Source organism: Enterobacter sp. C3_dUdeg, from assembly GCF_057536195.1.
The window spans coordinates 1-16,259 of sequence record NZ_BAAKFX010000017.1; the positions used below are offsets into that span (position 1 = coordinate 1).

Below are 16,259 nucleotides of genomic sequence, written 5' to 3' on the forward strand. Positions count from 1 at the left end.
GCTGACCCGGCGGCGTGTGTGCCGTTGTTCCGTGTCAGTGGAGGCGCATTATAGGGAGTTATTCCGACGTGACAAGAATAAAATACAAAAAACTTTTCGTTCGCTCACTTTTCAAACTTAACGCTTATTTATGTCGCGAATCGCCCGTTAAATGTGCGATTTCCCGCGCAAAACTGGCCACCTGCGACCAGTCGGTATAAACCACTTCTTTACGCGTATCGGTTTCACCCCCCGTCATCTTCATAATCAGGCGGATCATAAAGCGGTCATACCAGCGGTAGCGAGGGTAACGCAGCGCGCCGGCAAAGACGGCGCACAGGTCTGGCTGCCACGGCGAGCTGAGTAAAAACTTGCGCGTGTAGCTGTTGGTCTGCGGCGTACGCTTCTCAGCTTTACGTGCGACCAGGTTGACCGAGTAAAACGCACCAGGCAATTTGTTGAGCACCGCCGTGTGCTTTTTCACAAAGCGATCCAGCGCCGGATGGAAATGCCCGTAACGAATTGACGCGCCAATTACCACGCGATCGTACTCCTGCCAGGCAATCTGCTCCGCACGGTTCAGGTTCACCACATCAGAGTAAATACCCAGCTCTTTTAATTCCGATGCCAGATACGCGGCAATCTCGCGCGTTTGCCCGTCTCGCGTAGAGAAAAGAATCAATGTTTTCATCAACGGCTCCTTACTCGCGCCAGAATGTAGGGGTGAACAGCACCAGCAGCGTAAAGACCTCAAGACGACCAAACAGCATATTGGCGATGAGGATCCATTTCGCGACCGGGTTCATGCTGGCAAAGTTATCTGCCACAACGCCCAGGCCGGGCCCGAGGTTATTCAATGTTGCTACGACGGACGCAAAGGCGGAGAAATCATCCACCCCCGTCGCGATAATCGCCAGCATACTGACGATAAAGACCAACGCATACGCCGAGAAGAATCCCCACACCGCTTCGAGGATACGTTCCGGCAGCGCGCGGTTCCCGAGTTTGATGCTGTAAACCGCGTTCGGGTGGACCAGGCGCTTCAGCTCACGGTTCCCCTGCTTAAACAGCAGCAGAATACGAATTACCTTCAGGCCGCCGCCCGTAGAACCCGCACAGCCCCCGATAAATGCCGAGCATAAAAGCAGCACCGGCAGGAACAGCGGCCAGCGCGCGATGCTGTCCGTGGTAAACCCGGCGGTCGTCGCCATCGATACCACCTGGAAGAACGCCTGATTTAGCGTGGTCAGCGCGGAGTTGTAAACATCATGGAACCACAGCACCAGGGTACAGATGATCACCAGCGTAAGCTGGACGCCAATGAACATGCGGAACTCAGGGTCACGCCAGTACACTTTCAGGCTGCGCCCGCTCAGTAAAGAGAAGTGCAGGCCATAGTTACAGCCTGAAATCAGCAGGAAAATGGCAATAATGGTGTTAATCGTAGGGCTGTCGAAGTAGCCGACGCTGGCGTCGTGAGTGGAGAACCCACCGATCGCGATCGTCGCAAAGCTGTGTCCGATGGCGTCGAAAGCGGGCATCCCGGCGAACCATAGCGCCAGCGCACAGGCCACCGTCAGTAATACATAGATAAGCCAGAGGGTTTTCGCCGTCTCGGCAATACGCGGGCGCATTTTGTTATCTTTCAGCGGCCCGGGCATTTCGGCGCGATAAAGCTGCATGCCGCCAACGCCCAGAATAGGAAGAATAGCCACGGCCAGGACGATGATCCCCATCCCCCCGAACCACTGCAGCATCTGACGATAAAAGAGAATGGCGTGCGGGAGTGAATCCAGCCCCACCAGCGTCGTCGCCCCGGTGGTTGTTAAACCGGAGAAGGATTCAAAAAAGGCATCCGTGATGCTCAGGTTAGGCTGTTCAGAGAAGATGAAGGGCAGCGAACCGACGCTCCCCAGCACCGTCCAGAACAGAACCACAATCAGAAATCCTTCGCGAGATTTCAGCTCACCTTTCTGACGACGGTTTGGCCACCACAGCAGCGAGCCGATCGCCAGCGCGACAAAGAAGGTCTGGGTAAATGCCCGCCCCGCGCCGTCCCGGTAGATAAGCGCCACCAGTCCCGGGAGAATCATCGTCCCGGAAAAGAGTATGACCAGCAGTCCAACGATTCGGGTTATGGCACGAAAATGCATCTCTGCCGCTTCCTTTGGTATTCAAAAAAGTGAGGTGGGGATTATTCTTCAATCGGCAGCAATTGCAACGAACCACGACTAAAATCAGCCAGTTTTGCTGAAAAAGCAGCCAGCTCCGCCTGCGGAAGCGCCACGCGTAATTGCACCATTGCCTGATATTCACTGTGCGCGATGACGCCGTTAAACTGTTTGAGCAGCGTTTCAATGCCCGATAGCTGAGCGTAATCGCACAACAAAGTATATTCGGTGAGCGGCGTTTTGCGGGTAGTTGTGAGCATATTCAGTGCCTGCTGAACTCCGCCGCCATACGCTTTTACCAGCCCACCCGTGCCTAACAGGATGCCGCCGTAGTAGCGCACCACCACGGCGGTAATTTCACCCACGCCGCTGCCCATCAGCTGCGAAAGCATGGGTTTACCGGCCGTGCCCGCCGGTTCACCGTCGTCGGAAAACCCCAGCTGTTGCGAATCGTCTGGCGGTCCTGCCACCCACGCCACACAGTGGTGACGCGCGTCAGGATGCTCAGCCCGAACGGATTCGACAAACGCCTTTGCCGCCTCTACGCCGTCGGTATGCGCCAGCAGCGTAATAAAGCGGCTTTTCTTGATTTCCTCAACAAAGGTGACCGGTTCAGCCGGTATCAGCCAGCTTTCCATCAGGCCAGCTTCAGGTCTCGCGTCATATTCTCGATACCGTTTTCGTGAACCACCACGTTATCTTCGATGCGAATACCGCCAAACGGCTTCAGCGCATCAATTTTTTCCCAGTTGAAGTGTTTGCTGAACTGGCCTTCACGCCACGGCGCCAGCAGGGATTCGATAAAGTAGATCCCCGGTTCAATCGTCAACACCATACGCGGCTCCAGAATACGGGTGCAGCGCAGGTAAGGATATTTAGACGGTGCCGCTAGGTGCGTCCCGGTATCATCCTGCATAAAGCCCGCAACGTCGTGAACCTGCAGGCCCAGCGGGTGGCCGATACCGTGCGGCATGAATGGCCCGGTCAGATCGTTCTCGACCATCGCTTCTTCGCTCATGTCTTTCACAATCTGATGTTTACGCAGCAGTTTTGCGATGCGCTGATGGAACTGGATGTGGTAATCCACATAGCTGGTTCCGGCCTTCATGGTGGCAATCAGCGCCAGCTGTTCATCGTTCACGTCTTTAATCAGCTGCGCGAAATCGGTATCCGCATTCGCCGCCCAGGTACGGGTCAGGTCGGCCGCGTAACCGTTGTACTCGGCGCCTGCGTCAAGCAGGAAGCTGCGCATCTCCGACGGAACGTGGTGATCCAGTTTGGTGTAGTGAAGCACGGACGCGTGCTCATTCAGCGCGACGATATTGCTGTACGGCACGTCGGTATCACGGTGGCCTGTCGCGGTCAGATAGGCCTGGTTGATATCGAACTCGCTCATGCCGGACTGGAACGCTTCATGCGCCGCACGGTGACCGTTCACCGCCGTTTTTTGCGCTTCACGCATGCAGTAAAGTTCGTAGTCGGTTTTATACGCGCGGTAATAGTGCAGGTAATCCAGCACCCCTTTCGGATTGAGTTTGTCTGCCGGAATATCCAGACCCAGCGCGCGCTCCGGAACAGGGCCAATGTAGCCGATGTTGCCACGCGCCGCAGGCAGCTGGCTGCCAATGCCGTCCGCTTTCGGCAGTGCAATCACATCAATCTCTTCCGTCCAGAAAGAGGTCGGCAGCGGCTCTACGTTGTGCCAGTAATCGACCGGCAGGTAGAACCACAGTTTCGGCTTGTTCACGCCATCCACCAGCAGCCAGCAATTTGGAACCTGAGTCACCGGCACCCAGGCTTTAAACTGCGGGTTCACCTTAAACGGATAAGCGTGGTCATCCAGAAAGGTATTCATCAGCTCGCCGGAGTGGATCAGCAGCGCATCCAGCTTAAAGCGGGCCAGTACATCGCGGGTACGTTCCTGTAGGGTAACGATATGATTTTTATAAAGCGAAGCCAGTGAGTCCATCATTCTTCCTTTCGTTTTTTTGACCTCAAGTCATCGCATCTTAGCACACCTCACTCCGGCTGCGTGATTTCCACCGACCGTGATCAATGCAGCATTTTCTTAATGAGTAATTTGCATTTTATTAACATAAATCCCACACTCCGATTCATCTGGTATGACCAGATCCAATTGCTGGATTCAGGAGACTGACATGCTCTACAAAGGCGACACCCTGTACCTCAACTGGCTGGAAGATGGCATTGCCGAACTGGTGTTCGATGCTCCCGGCTCAGTGAACAAGCTTGATACCGCGACGGTGGCCAGTCTTGGCCAGGCGCTGGATGTTCTTGAAAAACAACCTGAATTAAAAGGGCTGCTGCTGCGTTCGAACAAAGCGGCCTTTATTGTCGGTGCCGATATCACCGAGTTTCTTTCGCTGTTCCTGGTCCCGGAAGAACAGCTGAGCCAGTGGCTGCACTTTGCCAACAGCGTCTTTAATCGTCTGGAAGATCTGCCTGTCCCGACCATTTCCGCCGTTAACGGCTACGCGCTGGGCGGCGGCTGCGAATGCGTACTCGCGACCGACTACCGTCTGGCAACGCCGGACCTGCGCATCGGCCTGCCGGAAACCAGGCTGGGCATCATGCCGGGCTTTGGCGGCTCCGTGCGTATGCCGCGCATGCTGGGTGCCGACAGCGCGCTGGAGATCATTGCCGCAGGTAAAGATGTCGGCGCAGAACAGGCGCAGAAAATCGGCCTGGTCGACGGCGTCGTGAAGCCAGAGAAACTGGTTGAAGGCGCACTCGCCATTCTGCGTCAGGCCATTAACGGCGATCTCGACTGGAAAGCCAAACGCCAGCCGAAGCTGGAACCGTTAAAACTCAGCAAGATTGAAGCCACCATGAGCTTCACCATCGCCAAAGGCATGGTGATGCAGACGGCGGGTAAACACTACCCGGCGCCGATCACGGCGGTGAAAACCATTGAAGCGGCTGCTCGTCTCGGACGCGATGAAGCGCTGAAGCTCGAAAATCAGAGCTTTGTCCCGCTGGCGCACACCAATGAAGCCCGCGCGCTGGTCGGTATCTTCCTCAACGATCAGTTCGTGAAGGGTAAAGCCAAACAGCTGACTAAAAACGTTGAGACGCCAAAACATGCGGCGGTACTTGGTGCGGGCATTATGGGTGGCGGCATCGCTTACCAGTCGGCCTGGAAAGGCGTGCCGGTAGTGATGAAAGACATCAGCGAGAAATCCCTGACGCTGGGCATGACCGAAGCGGCCAAGCTGCTGAATAAACAGCTGGAGCGCGGAAAAATTGACGGGCTGAAGCTTGCAGGCGTGATCTCCACCATTCAGCCTGTGCTGGAATACAGCGGTTTCGACCGTGTGGACGTGGTGGTCGAAGCCGTCGTCGAGAACCCGAAAGTCAAAAAAGCGGTGCTGGCAGAAACGGAAGATAAAGTTCGTCCTGAGACCGTGCTGGCCTCTAACACCTCCACCATTCCAATCAGCGAACTGGCGAGCGTGTTGAAGCGTCCGGAAAACTTCTGCGGGATGCACTTCTTCAACCCGGTACACCGTATGCCGCTGGTCGAAGTGATCCGCGGGGAAAAAACCTCTGACGAAACCATCGCTAAAGTGGTGGCATGGGCCAGCAAGATGGGCAAAACGCCGATCGTTGTTAACGACTGCCCGGGCTTCTTCGTCAACCGCGTGCTGTTCCCTTACTTCGCCGGTTTCAGCCAGCTGCTGCGCGACGGTGCAGACTTCCGCAAAATCGACAAAGTGATGGAAAAACAGTTCGGCTGGCCGATGGGCCCGGCGTATCTGCTGGACGTGGTCGGCATTGATACCGCTCACCACGCTCAGGCGGTGATGGCGGCAGGCTTCCCGCAGCGTATGCAGAAAGATTATCGCGACGCCATTGACGCTCTGTTCGACGCTAACCGCTTCGGCCAGAAAAACGGCCTGGGCTTCTGGCGCTATAAAGAAGACAGCAAAGGCAAACCGAAGAAAGAAGAAGATGCCGTGGTGGACGGCCTGCTGGCCGATGTAAGCCAGCCGAAACGCGACTTCACCGACGATGAGATCATCGCCCGCATGATGATCCCGATGATCAACGAAGTGGTGCGTTGCCTTGAAGAAGGCATCATCGCCAGCCCGGCAGAAGCCGATATGGCGCTGGTGTACGGCCTGGGCTTCCCTCCGTTCCACGGCGGCGCGTTCCGCTGGTTGGACACGCTCGGCAGCGCCCGCTATCTCGATATGGCTCAGCAGTATCAGCACCTCGGCCCGCTTTATGAGGTGCCGGAAGGGCTGCGTAACAAAGCGCGCCATAACGAACCCTACTATCCGGCAGTTGAGCCAGCCCGTCCGGTTGGCGAGCTGAAAACGGCTTAAGGAGTCACAATGGAAAAGGTTGTCATTGTTGATGCGATTCGCACCCCGATGGGCCGTTCAAAAGGCGGTGCATTCCGTAACGTGCGTGCGGAAGACCTCTCCGCGCATCTGATGCGTAGCCTGCTGGCGCGTAACCCGGCGCTGGATCCTGCTGCGCTGGACGATATCTACTGGGGCTGCGTGCAGCAGACTCTGGAGCAAGGTTTCAACATCGCCCGTAACGCGTCGCTGCTGGCGGAGATCCCGCATTCGGTTCCGGCCGTCACCGTCAACCGCCTGTGCGGTTCGTCAATGCAGGCGCTGCACGACGCGGCGCGGATGATCATGACCGGTGATGCGCAGGCCTGCCTGGTGGGCGGCGTTGAGCACATGGGGCACGTGCCGATGAGCCACGGGGTCGATTTTCATCCTGGCATGAGCCGTAACGTGGCGAAAGCCGCGGGGATGATGGGTCTGACCGCCGAGATGCTCTCTCGTCTGCACGGCATTAGCCGTGAAATGCAGGATGCCTTTGCCGCGCGCTCTCACGCTCGCGCATGGGCGGCGACGCAGTCCGGTGCCTTTAAGAATGAGATCATCCCGACCGGCGGCCACGACGCAGACGGCGTACTGAAGCAGTTCAGCTACGACGAAGTCATCCGCCCGGAAACCACCGTAGAAGCGCTTTCTACCCTGCGCCCTGCGTTTGATCCGGTCACCGGTACGGTAACGGCAGGTACTTCGTCGGCGCTGTCAGACGGTGCCGCCGCGATGCTGGTGATGAGCGAAAGTCGCGCCCGCGAGCTGGGCTTAACGCCTCGCGCACGGGTACGTTCGATGGCGGTCGTGGGCTGCGATCCTTCAATCATGGGCTACGGCCCGGTTCCGGCCTCGAAGCTGGCGCTGAAAAAAGCGGGATTAACCGCCAGCGACATCGACCTGTTTGAAATGAACGAAGCGTTCGCCGCGCAGATCCTGCCGTGCATTAAAGATCTGGGGCTGATGGAGCAGATCGACGAGAAGATTAACCTCAACGGCGGCGCGATCGCCCTCGGCCACCCGCTGGGCTGCTCCGGGGCGCGTATCAGCACGACGCTTATCAACCTGATGGAACGCAAAGATGCCCAGTTTGGTCTGGCAACGATGTGTATCGGGCTGGGTCAGGGTATCGCGACGGTGTTTGAGAGAGTGTAAATCAGGAAAAGTATCTCAAAGCCAATGGCGTCAGAACAAGGCGGCAAGCGAGCGAATCCCGATGAGCTTACTCAAGTAAGTGATTCGGGTGAACGAGCGCAGCCAACGCAGTTATGGCGTCATTGGCGAAGAGAGACAGTTTAGTTGCCGTTCTTCCCGCCTGTCAGGGGCGGGTTTTTTATTTAAATGAAGGCAAACGCATCGCCAAACAGGCGGTCTTCACGCGCGTCACGTTCGTTGCAGAACAGGTCGCGGGCAATTTTCGCCATCTCAAAACGGCCAGCGATATAGATATCGTGCCCTGCCAGCGTGCCGTGATCCTGCAGCACCGCCGTCAGCACCGTCCCGCTGCGACCACGCCAGCCCTCTTCCGGCTGCTCAACCACCGGCTCAATGCGCAGGTTAGGATGGGTTACGCTCAGCGCTTCCAGCTCAGACAGGTCGTACAGATGTTTCTCTTCGCGGCCACCCCAGTAAATGGTGATGTCACGGTCTGGATTACGCGCCAGGGCGGTCAACAGAATAGAGCGCACATAAGAGAAGCCCGTACCGCCAGCGATCAGGATCAGCGGACGGTCTTCGTCATCGCGCAGCCACGCATCGCCGTGCGGAATATCCACCACGATTTCACGTTCCTTCAGGATCCGATCCATCACCGCCATCGCATACAGGTTAAGCTCTGACGCACCAATATGAAGCTCAATAAATTCCTGCTCCGCTGGCGTTGAGGCCATAGAGAAAGGACGCTTATCACGCTCATCCATCACAACCATCAGGTACTGACCCGCGCGGAAAGAGAATGGCGCTTCTGGCACTAAACGGACGCGATATACGGTGTCGGTGATGGCATCTACCGAGGTCACTTTACAGCTTAAGGTTGTCATTCGCTCTCTCTGTCGGGAAGTCTATAGGGCTTAACGGTCAGCTCAGGGTTTACCGTTATTCATTATGGCCAGCTCGTCCCAGATCGCGTCAATTCGCGCGGTCACTGCAGGATCTTTTTTGATCGGGCGACCCCATTCACGGTCGGTTTCGCCAGGCCATTTATTTGTGGCATCCAGTCCCATCTTTGAGCCAAGGCCGGAAACCGGCGAGGCAAAATCCAGGTAATCTATCGGCGTATTTTCGACTAACACCGTATCGCGCGCCGGGTCCATTCGCGTGGTAATGGCCCAGATTACGTCATTCCAGTCGCGGGCGTTAACGTCATCATCGCAGACAATAACAAATTTGGTATACATAAACTGGCGCAGGAAAGACCATACGCCCATCATCACGCGTTTAGCGTGACCAGGATACTGCTTCTTCATCGTGACCACCGCCATGCGATACGAGCATCCTTCAGGCGGCAGATAAAAATCAACAATTTCCGGGAACTGCTTTTGCAGGATCGGCACAAACACTTCATTCAGCGCCACGCCCAGCACCGCCGGTTCATCCGGTGGACGTCCGGTATACGTGGAGTGATAAATCGCATCTTCACGCTGCGTAATGTGCGTCACGGTAAACACCGGGAAGTTATCCACTTCGTTGTAATAGCCGGTGTGGTCGCCGTAAGGGCCTTCTGGCGCCATTTCACCCTGCTCGAGGTAACCTTCCAGCACAATTTCCGCACTGGCAGGAACTTCGAGATCGTTAGAGATACACTTCACGACTTCGGTTTTCGTTCCGCGCAGCAGGCCTGCAAATGCATATTCAGAGAGCGTATCCGGCACCGGCGTGACGGCTCCCAGAATGGTGGCCGGATCGGCGCCTAAGGCGACAGACACCGGGAAACGCTCCCCCGGATGTGCAGCGCACCACTCCTGGAAATCCAGCGCGCCGCCGCGATGCGACAGCCAGCGCATGATGAGTTTATTCTTGCCAATCAACTGCTGGCGGTAAATACCGAGGTTTTGCCGCTCTTTGTGCGGGCCGCGTGTAACGGTCAGCCCCCAGGTGATCAGCGGAGCGGCATCTTCAGGCCAGCACTGCATGATAGGGATTTTAGTCAGATCTACCGCATCGCCTTCGAGCACTTTCTGCTGGCAAGGCGCGCCGCGCAGGCGTTTGGTGGGCATGTTCAGCACCTGCTTAAACTGCGGCAGCTTGTCGAACAGATCGCGGAAGCCTTTCGGTGGCTCCGGCTCTTTCAGAAACGCCAGCAGTTTACCGACTTCACGCAGCGCAGAGACGTCTTCCTGCCCCATTCCCAGTGCAACACGACGCGGTGTACCAAACAGGTTGCACAGCACCGGCATGGAGTAACCTTTCGGATTTTCAAACAGTAATGCGGGGCCACCGGCACGCAGGGTGCGGTCAGCAATTTCTGTCATCTCCAGATAAGGATCGACAGGAAGTGTAATACGTTTGAGTTCACCCTGCTTTTCCAGCAGCGTCAGGAAGTCGCGGAGATCGTGGTATTTCATGCAGTTAATCATGGCCTCTCTGTAAGCGCTTCATTATACGGCGTAAGCCTGCTTGATGCTGTAATTTTGTTAAATAAGCGTGAACTTATGCGTTCTGTTCCATTTTCCCCCATTATAATCAACTTAGCGATCCCGCCAGGGTTTTGATATGCTTGCGCCCCGAACTAAGGGAAAGAGTGATTATGCAGGCCTGGTATTTACTGTATTGCAAACGCGGGCAACTTCAGCGCGCGCAGGAACATCTTGAACGTCAGTCTGTAAATTGCCTGACACCCGTGATCACGCTTGAAAAAATGCAGCGCGGGAAGCGCACAACCGTCAGTGAGCCGTTGTTCCCGAACTACCTGTTTGTGGAGTTCGACCCGGAAGTCATCCACACCACCACCATCAGCGCAACGCGCGGCGTCAGCCACTTCGTTCGTTTTGGTGCCCACCCGGCAACGGTTCCGTCGACGGTCATTCATCAGCTGTCAATTTATCAACAACCTGAAGGGATCACCGACCCCGAAACCCCTTACAGCGGCGATAGCGTCGTGATTACCGAAGGCGCTTTCGAAGGCCTGCAGGCGATTTTTGCCGAGCCGGACGGGGAAGCGCGCTCTATGCTGTTGCTCAATCTGCTGAACAAGCAGGTGCTGCAGAGCGTTAAAAACACCGACTTCCGCAAGCTTTAAACGTTTATCCCGAACAGATTACGCACGTTGTCATCCGTCTGCGCCGAAAGCCAGTGCGGATCCTCTCCGCGCCACTTCGCGACGCTCTCAACAATGTGCCCCAGATACGCGGGCTCATTTCGCCGCGATGCCGGTTTGGGTTTCATGTCGCGCGGTAGCAGATAAGGCGCATCGGTTTCGAGGAGCAGCCGGTCAGCCGGGATTACCGGCAATAGCTCACGAAGTTCAAGCCCGCGACGCTCATCGCACACCCAGCCGGTAATACCCAGATAAAGCCCTCGCGCCAGGCAATCCAGCGCTTCCTGCCGTGAACCGGTGAAACAGTGCAATACCGCGCCGGGTAGTTTCTCCAGCCACGGATCCAGAAGAGCCAGGAAACGCTCATGCGCGTCGCGGCAGTGCATAAATACGGGCATTCCAAGCTCTGCCGCCAGCGCAAGCTGGGCAGTAAACGCCTTTTCCTGCTCTTCAGGCGTGGAAAAGTTACGGTTGAAATCGAGACCGCATTCGCCGATCGCCACAACGTCTGGCGTCTTCGCCAGCCTGTACAGGATGTCGCCACTTTCCGCGGTCCACTGGCTGCTGTCGTGAGGATGCACGCCAGCAGTAGACCAACAGCGATCGTAGCGTTGCGCCAGCTGCTGCGCCTGCTCGCTCTCATGCAGGTTGGTGCCCGTCAGCAGCAGTCCTTTCACCCCGGCGGCAAAAGCACGCGCAACCACCTCATCACGATCTTTCGCAAACTGCGAGCTGGTCAGGTTGAGTCCGATATCAAACATGCAAATCCCCATATAACAACCGCCCTGACGGGCGGCTGGTTTTACTCTTCAGTGGTCTTGTCGGACGTATCGTCTTCGTCATCCGCTCGACGTCCTTTACCCACGTAGAAACGCGAGAAGAAAACGCCGACCTCAAACAGACAGTACATCGGTATGGCCAGCAGCGTCTGCGAGAACACATCCGGCGGTGTCAGCAGCATGCCAACAACAAATGCGCCCACAAGGATATACGGACGCTTCTTACGCAGGTCATCCGGGGTCGTTACTCCTACCCAGCAGAGCAGCACAATGGCCACCGGCACTTCGAATGCCACGCCAAACGCCATAAACAGCGCCATCACAAAGCTGAGGTAGCTGGCGATATCCGTCGACACCTGGACCCCTTCCGGCGCAGTATGCGTCAGGAAGCCGAAGGCCAGCGGGAAGACAACGAAATAGGCAAACGCCATGCCGATATAGAACAGCAGCGAGCTGGACACCAGCAGCGGGATAACCAGCTTGCGTTCATGCTTATACAGCGCGGGCGCCACAAACGCCCACACCTGATAAAGAATGACCGGTGCAGAAGCAATCAACGACACCCAGAAGGTCAGCTTGATGGGGGTAAAGAACGGCGAAGCAACGTCTGTTGCAATCATCGTTGCGCCCAGCGGCATCTGCTTGATCAGCGGTGCAGAGACCACCTGATAGATATCGTTGGCAAAATAGACCAGGCACAGGAATATGAGTAAAACCGCAATAATGCAGTTTAACAGGCGCTTACGCAGCTCAATGAGGTGCGTAATCAGCGGTTGAGTATCATCTACTGCCATGTTTACGCTTTATCACTCGACGAGGGGGATGATTCGGAAACGGACGCAGCGGGCTTCACTTCCGCCGTTTTTGCTACCGGCTCTTCCGGCTGCGCCTGTTTTTTCACTTCGGTTTCCTGAGGCGTCTGTTCTGGCGCGGCAGCCTGATGTTCAGCGCTGGCAGGTGTTACGCCCTCGCGCTGCTCCTCGCTGCCCTTCACCACCGGGTTATGGATGGTGTTCGCTTCATCGCTCGCTTTTTCAGGATCGTTAACGCTATAGGAGCGCTTCATCGATTCCGCCGCTTCGCGCAGCTCATCCATTGACGCTTTCAGTTCCGGCGTCAGGTTATCCATGCTCGCCTTCTCGACCTTTTTCAGGCTTTCCTGAAATTCCTGCAGCTTAAGCTCCTGCGCCAGTTCATTCTGAACGGTCGATGCCAGCGATCTCAGCGCACGAACCCAGCCCGCAACGGTTTTCACTGCCACCGGCAGACGCTGCGGCCCCAGCACAATCAGGCCAATCACAAAGACCAGCAGGAGCTCACTAAAACCAATGTCGAACACGACTTACACCTGCTCTTTATCGTGGCGTTTAGCGTCTTCCTTTTTGGCTTCTTCTTGCTTGTCGGCGATGGATTTAGCAGTAAAGTCAGCGTCCTGGCTGGTTTTATCCTGCTTGCTCTCATCATCGCTCATCGCTTTCTTGAAGCCTTTGATAGACGCGCCCAGATCGGAACCAATAGAACCGAGCTTTTTGGTGCCAAACAGCAGCACGACGATGACGGCAATGATCAACAATTGCCAGATACTGATACCACCCATACATGTTCCTCAGGGATAGATGATTAAAGAGTCAGGTCGCATTATACGTATGCAACCCGTCGATAGCGACGCACGCTCAGTGCGTTTTTCGCCAGCCTGCTAGCCAGACTACCACTCCGCCAGCCATCAGCCAGGCGGGCATCATCTGCCAGTCCGGACGGTTGATCAGCAGCAGCGTACCGCTCAGCAGCAGCGTTGCGCCAATCCCAAAGAGATAGCGTGACTGCCCCTGGCGAACGCGGCTGGACTGAAGTTCGCGGGCGATTTTATCCATGCTGTGCTGAAGGTTCTTGCTCTGACGCAAACTGTCATAAACCAGTTCAGGAATTTCAGGCATTTTTTCTATCCAGAACGGGCCTTTCTCTTTCAGCGAGCGCACCAGCGCCGGAATGCCTACCTGATCCTTAATCCAGGATTCAAGGAAAGGTTTCGCGGTCTTCCACAAGTCTAACTGAGGATAGAGCTGTCGGCCTACACCCTCAACGTAAAGTAATGTTTTCTGGAGTAAAACTAGCTGTGGCTGAACTTCCATATTAAAGCGGCGAGCCGTGTTGAACAGGTTTAACAGCACATGCCCGAAGGAAATTTCCGCCAGCGGTTTTTCAAAAATAGGTTCACAAACGGTCCGGATCGCGAACTCGAACTCTTCGACGTTGGTGTCCGGCGGCACCCAGCCGGAATCGACGTGCAGCTCGGCCACCTTACGGTAGTCGCGGTTGAAGAACGCGATGAAGTTCTCAGCCAGATACCGTTTATCTTCCTTGTTCAGCGACCCCACAATCCCGCAGTCGATACCGATATACTTCGGATCCTCAGGATGCTCGTAGCTTACGAAGATATTGCCCGGATGCATGTCCGCATGGAAAAAGCTGTCGCGGAACACCTGGGTAAAGAAGACCTGTACGCCACGTTCAGCCAGGAGCTTCATGTTCGTTCCCTGTTTCTCCAGGGCCACCACATCCGAAACCGGAATACCGTAGATACGCTCCATCACCATCATATTCTGGCTGCAGTAGTCAGAATAGACTTCAGGTACATAGAGCATCGGGCTGTTTTCAAAGTTGCGACGCAGCTGAATGGCGTTTGCCGATTCGCGCAGCAGGTTAAGCTCATCAATCAGCGTTTTTTCATATTCCCGCACCACTTCCAGTGGACGAAGGCGACGCCCGTCCGGCAGCAAGCGTGGCACCCAGCGCGCCAGCCGATAAATCAGCTTCATGTCCGCTTTGATGACTGGCAGGATGTCCGGACGAATGACTTTAATAACGACTTCTTTGCCGTTTTCTTTCAGACGCGCGGTGTGCACCTGCGCGATAGAGGCCGATGCCAGTGGCTTAATATCGAAATCGTCAAACCAGGTCTCGACGGGGACATTTCCCATCGCCTCTTCAATTTGCTTTTTCGCGCGCGCGCCGTCAAACGGTGCAACGCGATCCTGCAGCATCGCGAGCTCATCGGCAATCAGAGGCGGGAAGAGATCGCGGCGAGTCGACAGCATCTGCCCGAATTTAATCCAAACCGGGCCGAGCTCCTGCAGCGCCAGGCGCAGACGCTCACCCAGCGGTTGACCTTTATGGCGATTGGGCATCCAGAAGAGCATCCGCCGCCAGATACGAAGCGGCAGCGTGATACGCATTTTGGGGATAAGCTCGTCGAGCCCGTAGCTCAAAAAGGTGCGAATAATAAAATAGAGGCGCCGAATTTCACCAGGCGTCATTTGCCCTCCAGTTTTTCCAGCCGTTTGGTTAACGCATCAACTGCACGTTCAACAGCAGCGGTCTCTTCCGCAAACCATGCAACTTCCAGTGGCCCGGGCGCCATTCGCCACTCCTCAGTCAGCACTTCCGCCGCATAGCGTTGCTGGCGCTGAAGGCTTTTACGCACAAAGGAGGCGCCACCATGAAGGACTTTCCCGATACCTTCGGCGGCAATGTCGCCGATAAAAGGCGCGAGCAGCTCCGCCGGATCGAACTCCGCCAGATCGGTGAGCGCAACGAAGTTCTGCACGACCTGAATGTCGCCCTCCACTTCCAGCTCACCGCTGCGGATAAGCGCCGTTAACTGCTGGCGATCACGCAGTTTTGGCAGCACGCTCATGTGCGTGATGACCGAGCAGTCGGCCTCACCTTCCCACGCCCCCAGAACGTCAAGCTGACGTTCGCTGAATACCAGCACAAGCGGCGTCGATAACTCTTTTAAAACAATGCGTAATACCTTCCCGTTAAGCCGCTGACGTGCAGCTTTCAGCGCCGGGGCGCGATACAGAAAAGCGTTCAGTACATTCTCGACGCCTGCGGAGACTAAGGGTTTAAAGGGCACGGGACACCTCCACTCAGAATTTGTAACCGCGATGCAGCGCGACGACACCGGCCGTCAGGTTGAAATATTCAACGTTCTCAAATTCCGCGTCCTGCATCATGGCTTTTAATGTGTCCTGATCCGGGTGCATACGGATAGACTCCGCCAGATAGCGGTAGCTTTCAGCGTCGTTAGCCACCAGCTCACCAATACGCGGCAGCACGTGGAAGGAATAGGCGTCGTAGGCTTTGCTCAGCGGCTCAATGATCGGTTTAGAGAACTCGAGCACCAGCAGACGTCCACCCGGCTTCAGCACGCGGTACATAGAGCGCAGCGCTTTTTCTTTATCGGTCACGTTACGCAGACCGAAAGAGATCGTGATGCAGTCAAAGGTATTGTCCGGGAATGGCAGCGCTTCGGCGTTTGCCTGCACATACTCCACATTCCCCACCACGCCGATGTTACGCAGCTTTTCGCGTCCCATTTTCAGCATGGAGTCATTAATATCGGCGAGAACTACGCGACCGGTTTCGCCCACCAGACGGGAGAATTTGGCGGTTAAATCGCCCGTGCCGCCGGCTAAATCCAGCACCGTTTGTCCACGACGTACGCCGCTGCAGTCAATGGTGAAGCGCTTCCACAAGCGATGAATGCCGAACGACATCAGGTCATTCATCACATCGTACTTCGCCGCCACGGAATGAAATACGTGGGCCACCATGTCAGCTTTCTGCGCTTTGGCGACAGTCTGAAAGCCAAAGTGCGTTGTGTCTTGTGAATCGTCAGCCATCTCAGAGCCTGCTTATCAGTAAA

The 16,259-nt window shown here is 55.9% G+C and carries 16 protein-coding genes; 3 read left to right on the forward strand and 13 right to left on the reverse strand.

The genetic code is table 11. The annotated features are described in order from the left end of the window. Nucleotides 1-124: 124 nt before the first annotated feature. The 4 genes from hemG to pepQ are packed head-to-tail and all read right to left on the reverse strand — an operon-like array spanning nt 125 to nt 4,119. Complete coding sequence (gene hemG / locus AC27FC_RS22085) at nt 125-670, reverse strand: menaquinone-dependent protoporphyrinogen IX dehydrogenase (RefSeq protein ID WP_029739672.1); 546 nt, start codon at nt 668-670, stop codon at nt 125-127. Nucleotides 671-680: 10 nt separating this feature from the next. Beyond that, complete coding sequence (trkH, locus tag AC27FC_RS22090) at nt 681-2,132, reverse strand: Trk system potassium transporter TrkH (RefSeq protein ID WP_023309600.1); 1,452 nt, start codon at nt 2,130-2,132, stop codon at nt 681-683. A gap of 41 nt (nt 2,133-2,173) precedes the next feature. Next, a complete protein-coding gene (locus AC27FC_RS22095; RefSeq protein ID WP_033146883.1) occupies nt 2,174-2,788 on the reverse strand; it encodes an IMPACT family protein in 615 nt (204 codons plus the stop codon). After that, entirely contained in the window at nt 2,788-4,119 is a 1,332-nt protein-coding gene (pepQ, locus tag AC27FC_RS22100; RefSeq protein ID WP_032662849.1) for a Xaa-Pro dipeptidase, read from the reverse strand. The genes AC27FC_RS22095 and pepQ overlap by 1 nt, the downstream gene beginning before the upstream one ends. A 190-nt stretch (nt 4,120-4,309) precedes the next feature. Here pepQ and fadB point away from each other — a divergent pair, with 190 nt between their 5' ends. Together fadB and fadA are read left to right on the forward strand one after the other, a co-directional pair. Beyond that, complete coding sequence (gene fadB / locus AC27FC_RS22105; protein WP_033146885.1) at nt 4,310-6,499, forward strand: fatty acid oxidation complex subunit alpha FadB; 2,190 nt, start codon at nt 4,310-4,312, stop codon at nt 6,497-6,499. A 9-nt stretch (nt 6,500-6,508) separates the two neighbouring features. Further along, complete coding sequence (fadA, locus tag AC27FC_RS22110) at nt 6,509-7,672, forward strand: acetyl-CoA C-acyltransferase FadA (RefSeq protein ID WP_008501515.1); 1,164 nt, start codon at nt 6,509-6,511, stop codon at nt 7,670-7,672. A gap of 182 nt (nt 7,673-7,854) precedes the next feature. Here the strand turns inward: fadA and fre are convergent, their stop codons facing one another. After that, on the reverse strand, nt 7,855-8,556 hold the full coding sequence (gene fre, locus AC27FC_RS22115) for an NAD(P)H-flavin reductase (RefSeq protein WP_008501516.1): 702 nt from the start codon (nt 8,554-8,556) through the stop codon (nt 7,855-7,857). Nucleotides 8,557-8,598: 42 nt separating this feature from the next. Next, on the reverse strand, nt 8,599-10,089 hold the full coding sequence (ubiD, locus tag AC27FC_RS22120) for a 4-hydroxy-3-polyprenylbenzoate decarboxylase (protein WP_161496003.1): 1,491 nt from the start codon (nt 10,087-10,089) through the stop codon (nt 8,599-8,601). 173 nt (nt 10,090-10,262) lie between these two features. Between ubiD and rfaH the strand changes: the two genes are divergently transcribed. After that, nucleotides 10,263-10,754 (forward strand): transcription/translation regulatory transformer protein RfaH, encoded by a 492-nt coding sequence (gene rfaH, locus AC27FC_RS22125; RefSeq protein WP_033146887.1) that lies wholly within the window; start codon nt 10,263-10,265, stop codon nt 10,752-10,754. On the opposite strand, the gene tatD is transcribed toward rfaH, so the two are convergent. The 7 genes from tatD to ubiE all read right to left on the reverse strand — a co-directional run bounded on the left by tatD (nt 10,751) and on the right by ubiE (nt 16,236). Then, nucleotides 10,751-11,533, reverse strand: coding sequence for a 3'-5' ssDNA/RNA exonuclease TatD (tatD, locus tag AC27FC_RS22130; RefSeq protein ID WP_033146888.1), 783 nt, complete (start codon nt 11,531-11,533; stop codon nt 10,751-10,753). The two genes, rfaH and tatD, sit on opposite strands and share 4 nt — an antisense overlap. Before the next feature lie 41 nt (nt 11,534-11,574). Beyond that, complete coding sequence (gene tatC, locus AC27FC_RS22135) at nt 11,575-12,345, reverse strand: Sec-independent protein translocase subunit TatC (protein WP_023309607.1); 771 nt, start codon at nt 12,343-12,345, stop codon at nt 11,575-11,577. A 2-nt stretch (nt 12,346-12,347) separates the two neighbouring features. Further along, the gene (gene tatB, locus AC27FC_RS22140) at nt 12,348-12,890 is read right to left on the reverse strand and encodes a Sec-independent protein translocase protein TatB (protein WP_047059130.1); all 543 of its coding nucleotides are present in this window, start codon (nt 12,888-12,890) and stop codon (nt 12,348-12,350) included. A gap of 3 nt (nt 12,891-12,893) precedes the next feature. Beyond that, nucleotides 12,894-13,148, reverse strand: coding sequence for a Sec-independent protein translocase subunit TatA (gene tatA / locus AC27FC_RS22145; RefSeq protein WP_024908000.1), 255 nt, complete (start codon nt 13,146-13,148; stop codon nt 12,894-12,896). Between the two features lie 76 nt (nt 13,149-13,224). After that, nucleotides 13,225-14,865: a ubiquinone biosynthesis regulatory protein kinase UbiB gene (gene ubiB, locus AC27FC_RS22150; RefSeq protein ID WP_094935548.1), complete on the reverse strand. Its 1,641-nt coding sequence runs from the start codon at nt 14,863-14,865 to the stop codon at nt 13,225-13,227. Beyond that, entirely contained in the window at nt 14,862-15,467 is a 606-nt protein-coding gene (ubiJ, locus tag AC27FC_RS22155; protein ID WP_094935547.1) for a ubiquinone biosynthesis protein UbiJ, read from the reverse strand. Before ubiJ ends, ubiB begins: the two co-directional genes overlap by 4 nt. 13 nt (nt 15,468-15,480) lie before the next feature. Further along, nucleotides 15,481-16,236, reverse strand: a complete 756-nt coding sequence (gene ubiE, locus AC27FC_RS22160) for a bifunctional demethylmenaquinone methyltransferase/2-methoxy-6-polyprenyl-1,4-benzoquinol methylase UbiE (RefSeq protein ID WP_023309612.1) — start codon at nt 16,234-16,236, stop codon at nt 15,481-15,483. Between the last annotated feature and the right edge of the window lie 23 nt (nt 16,237-16,259).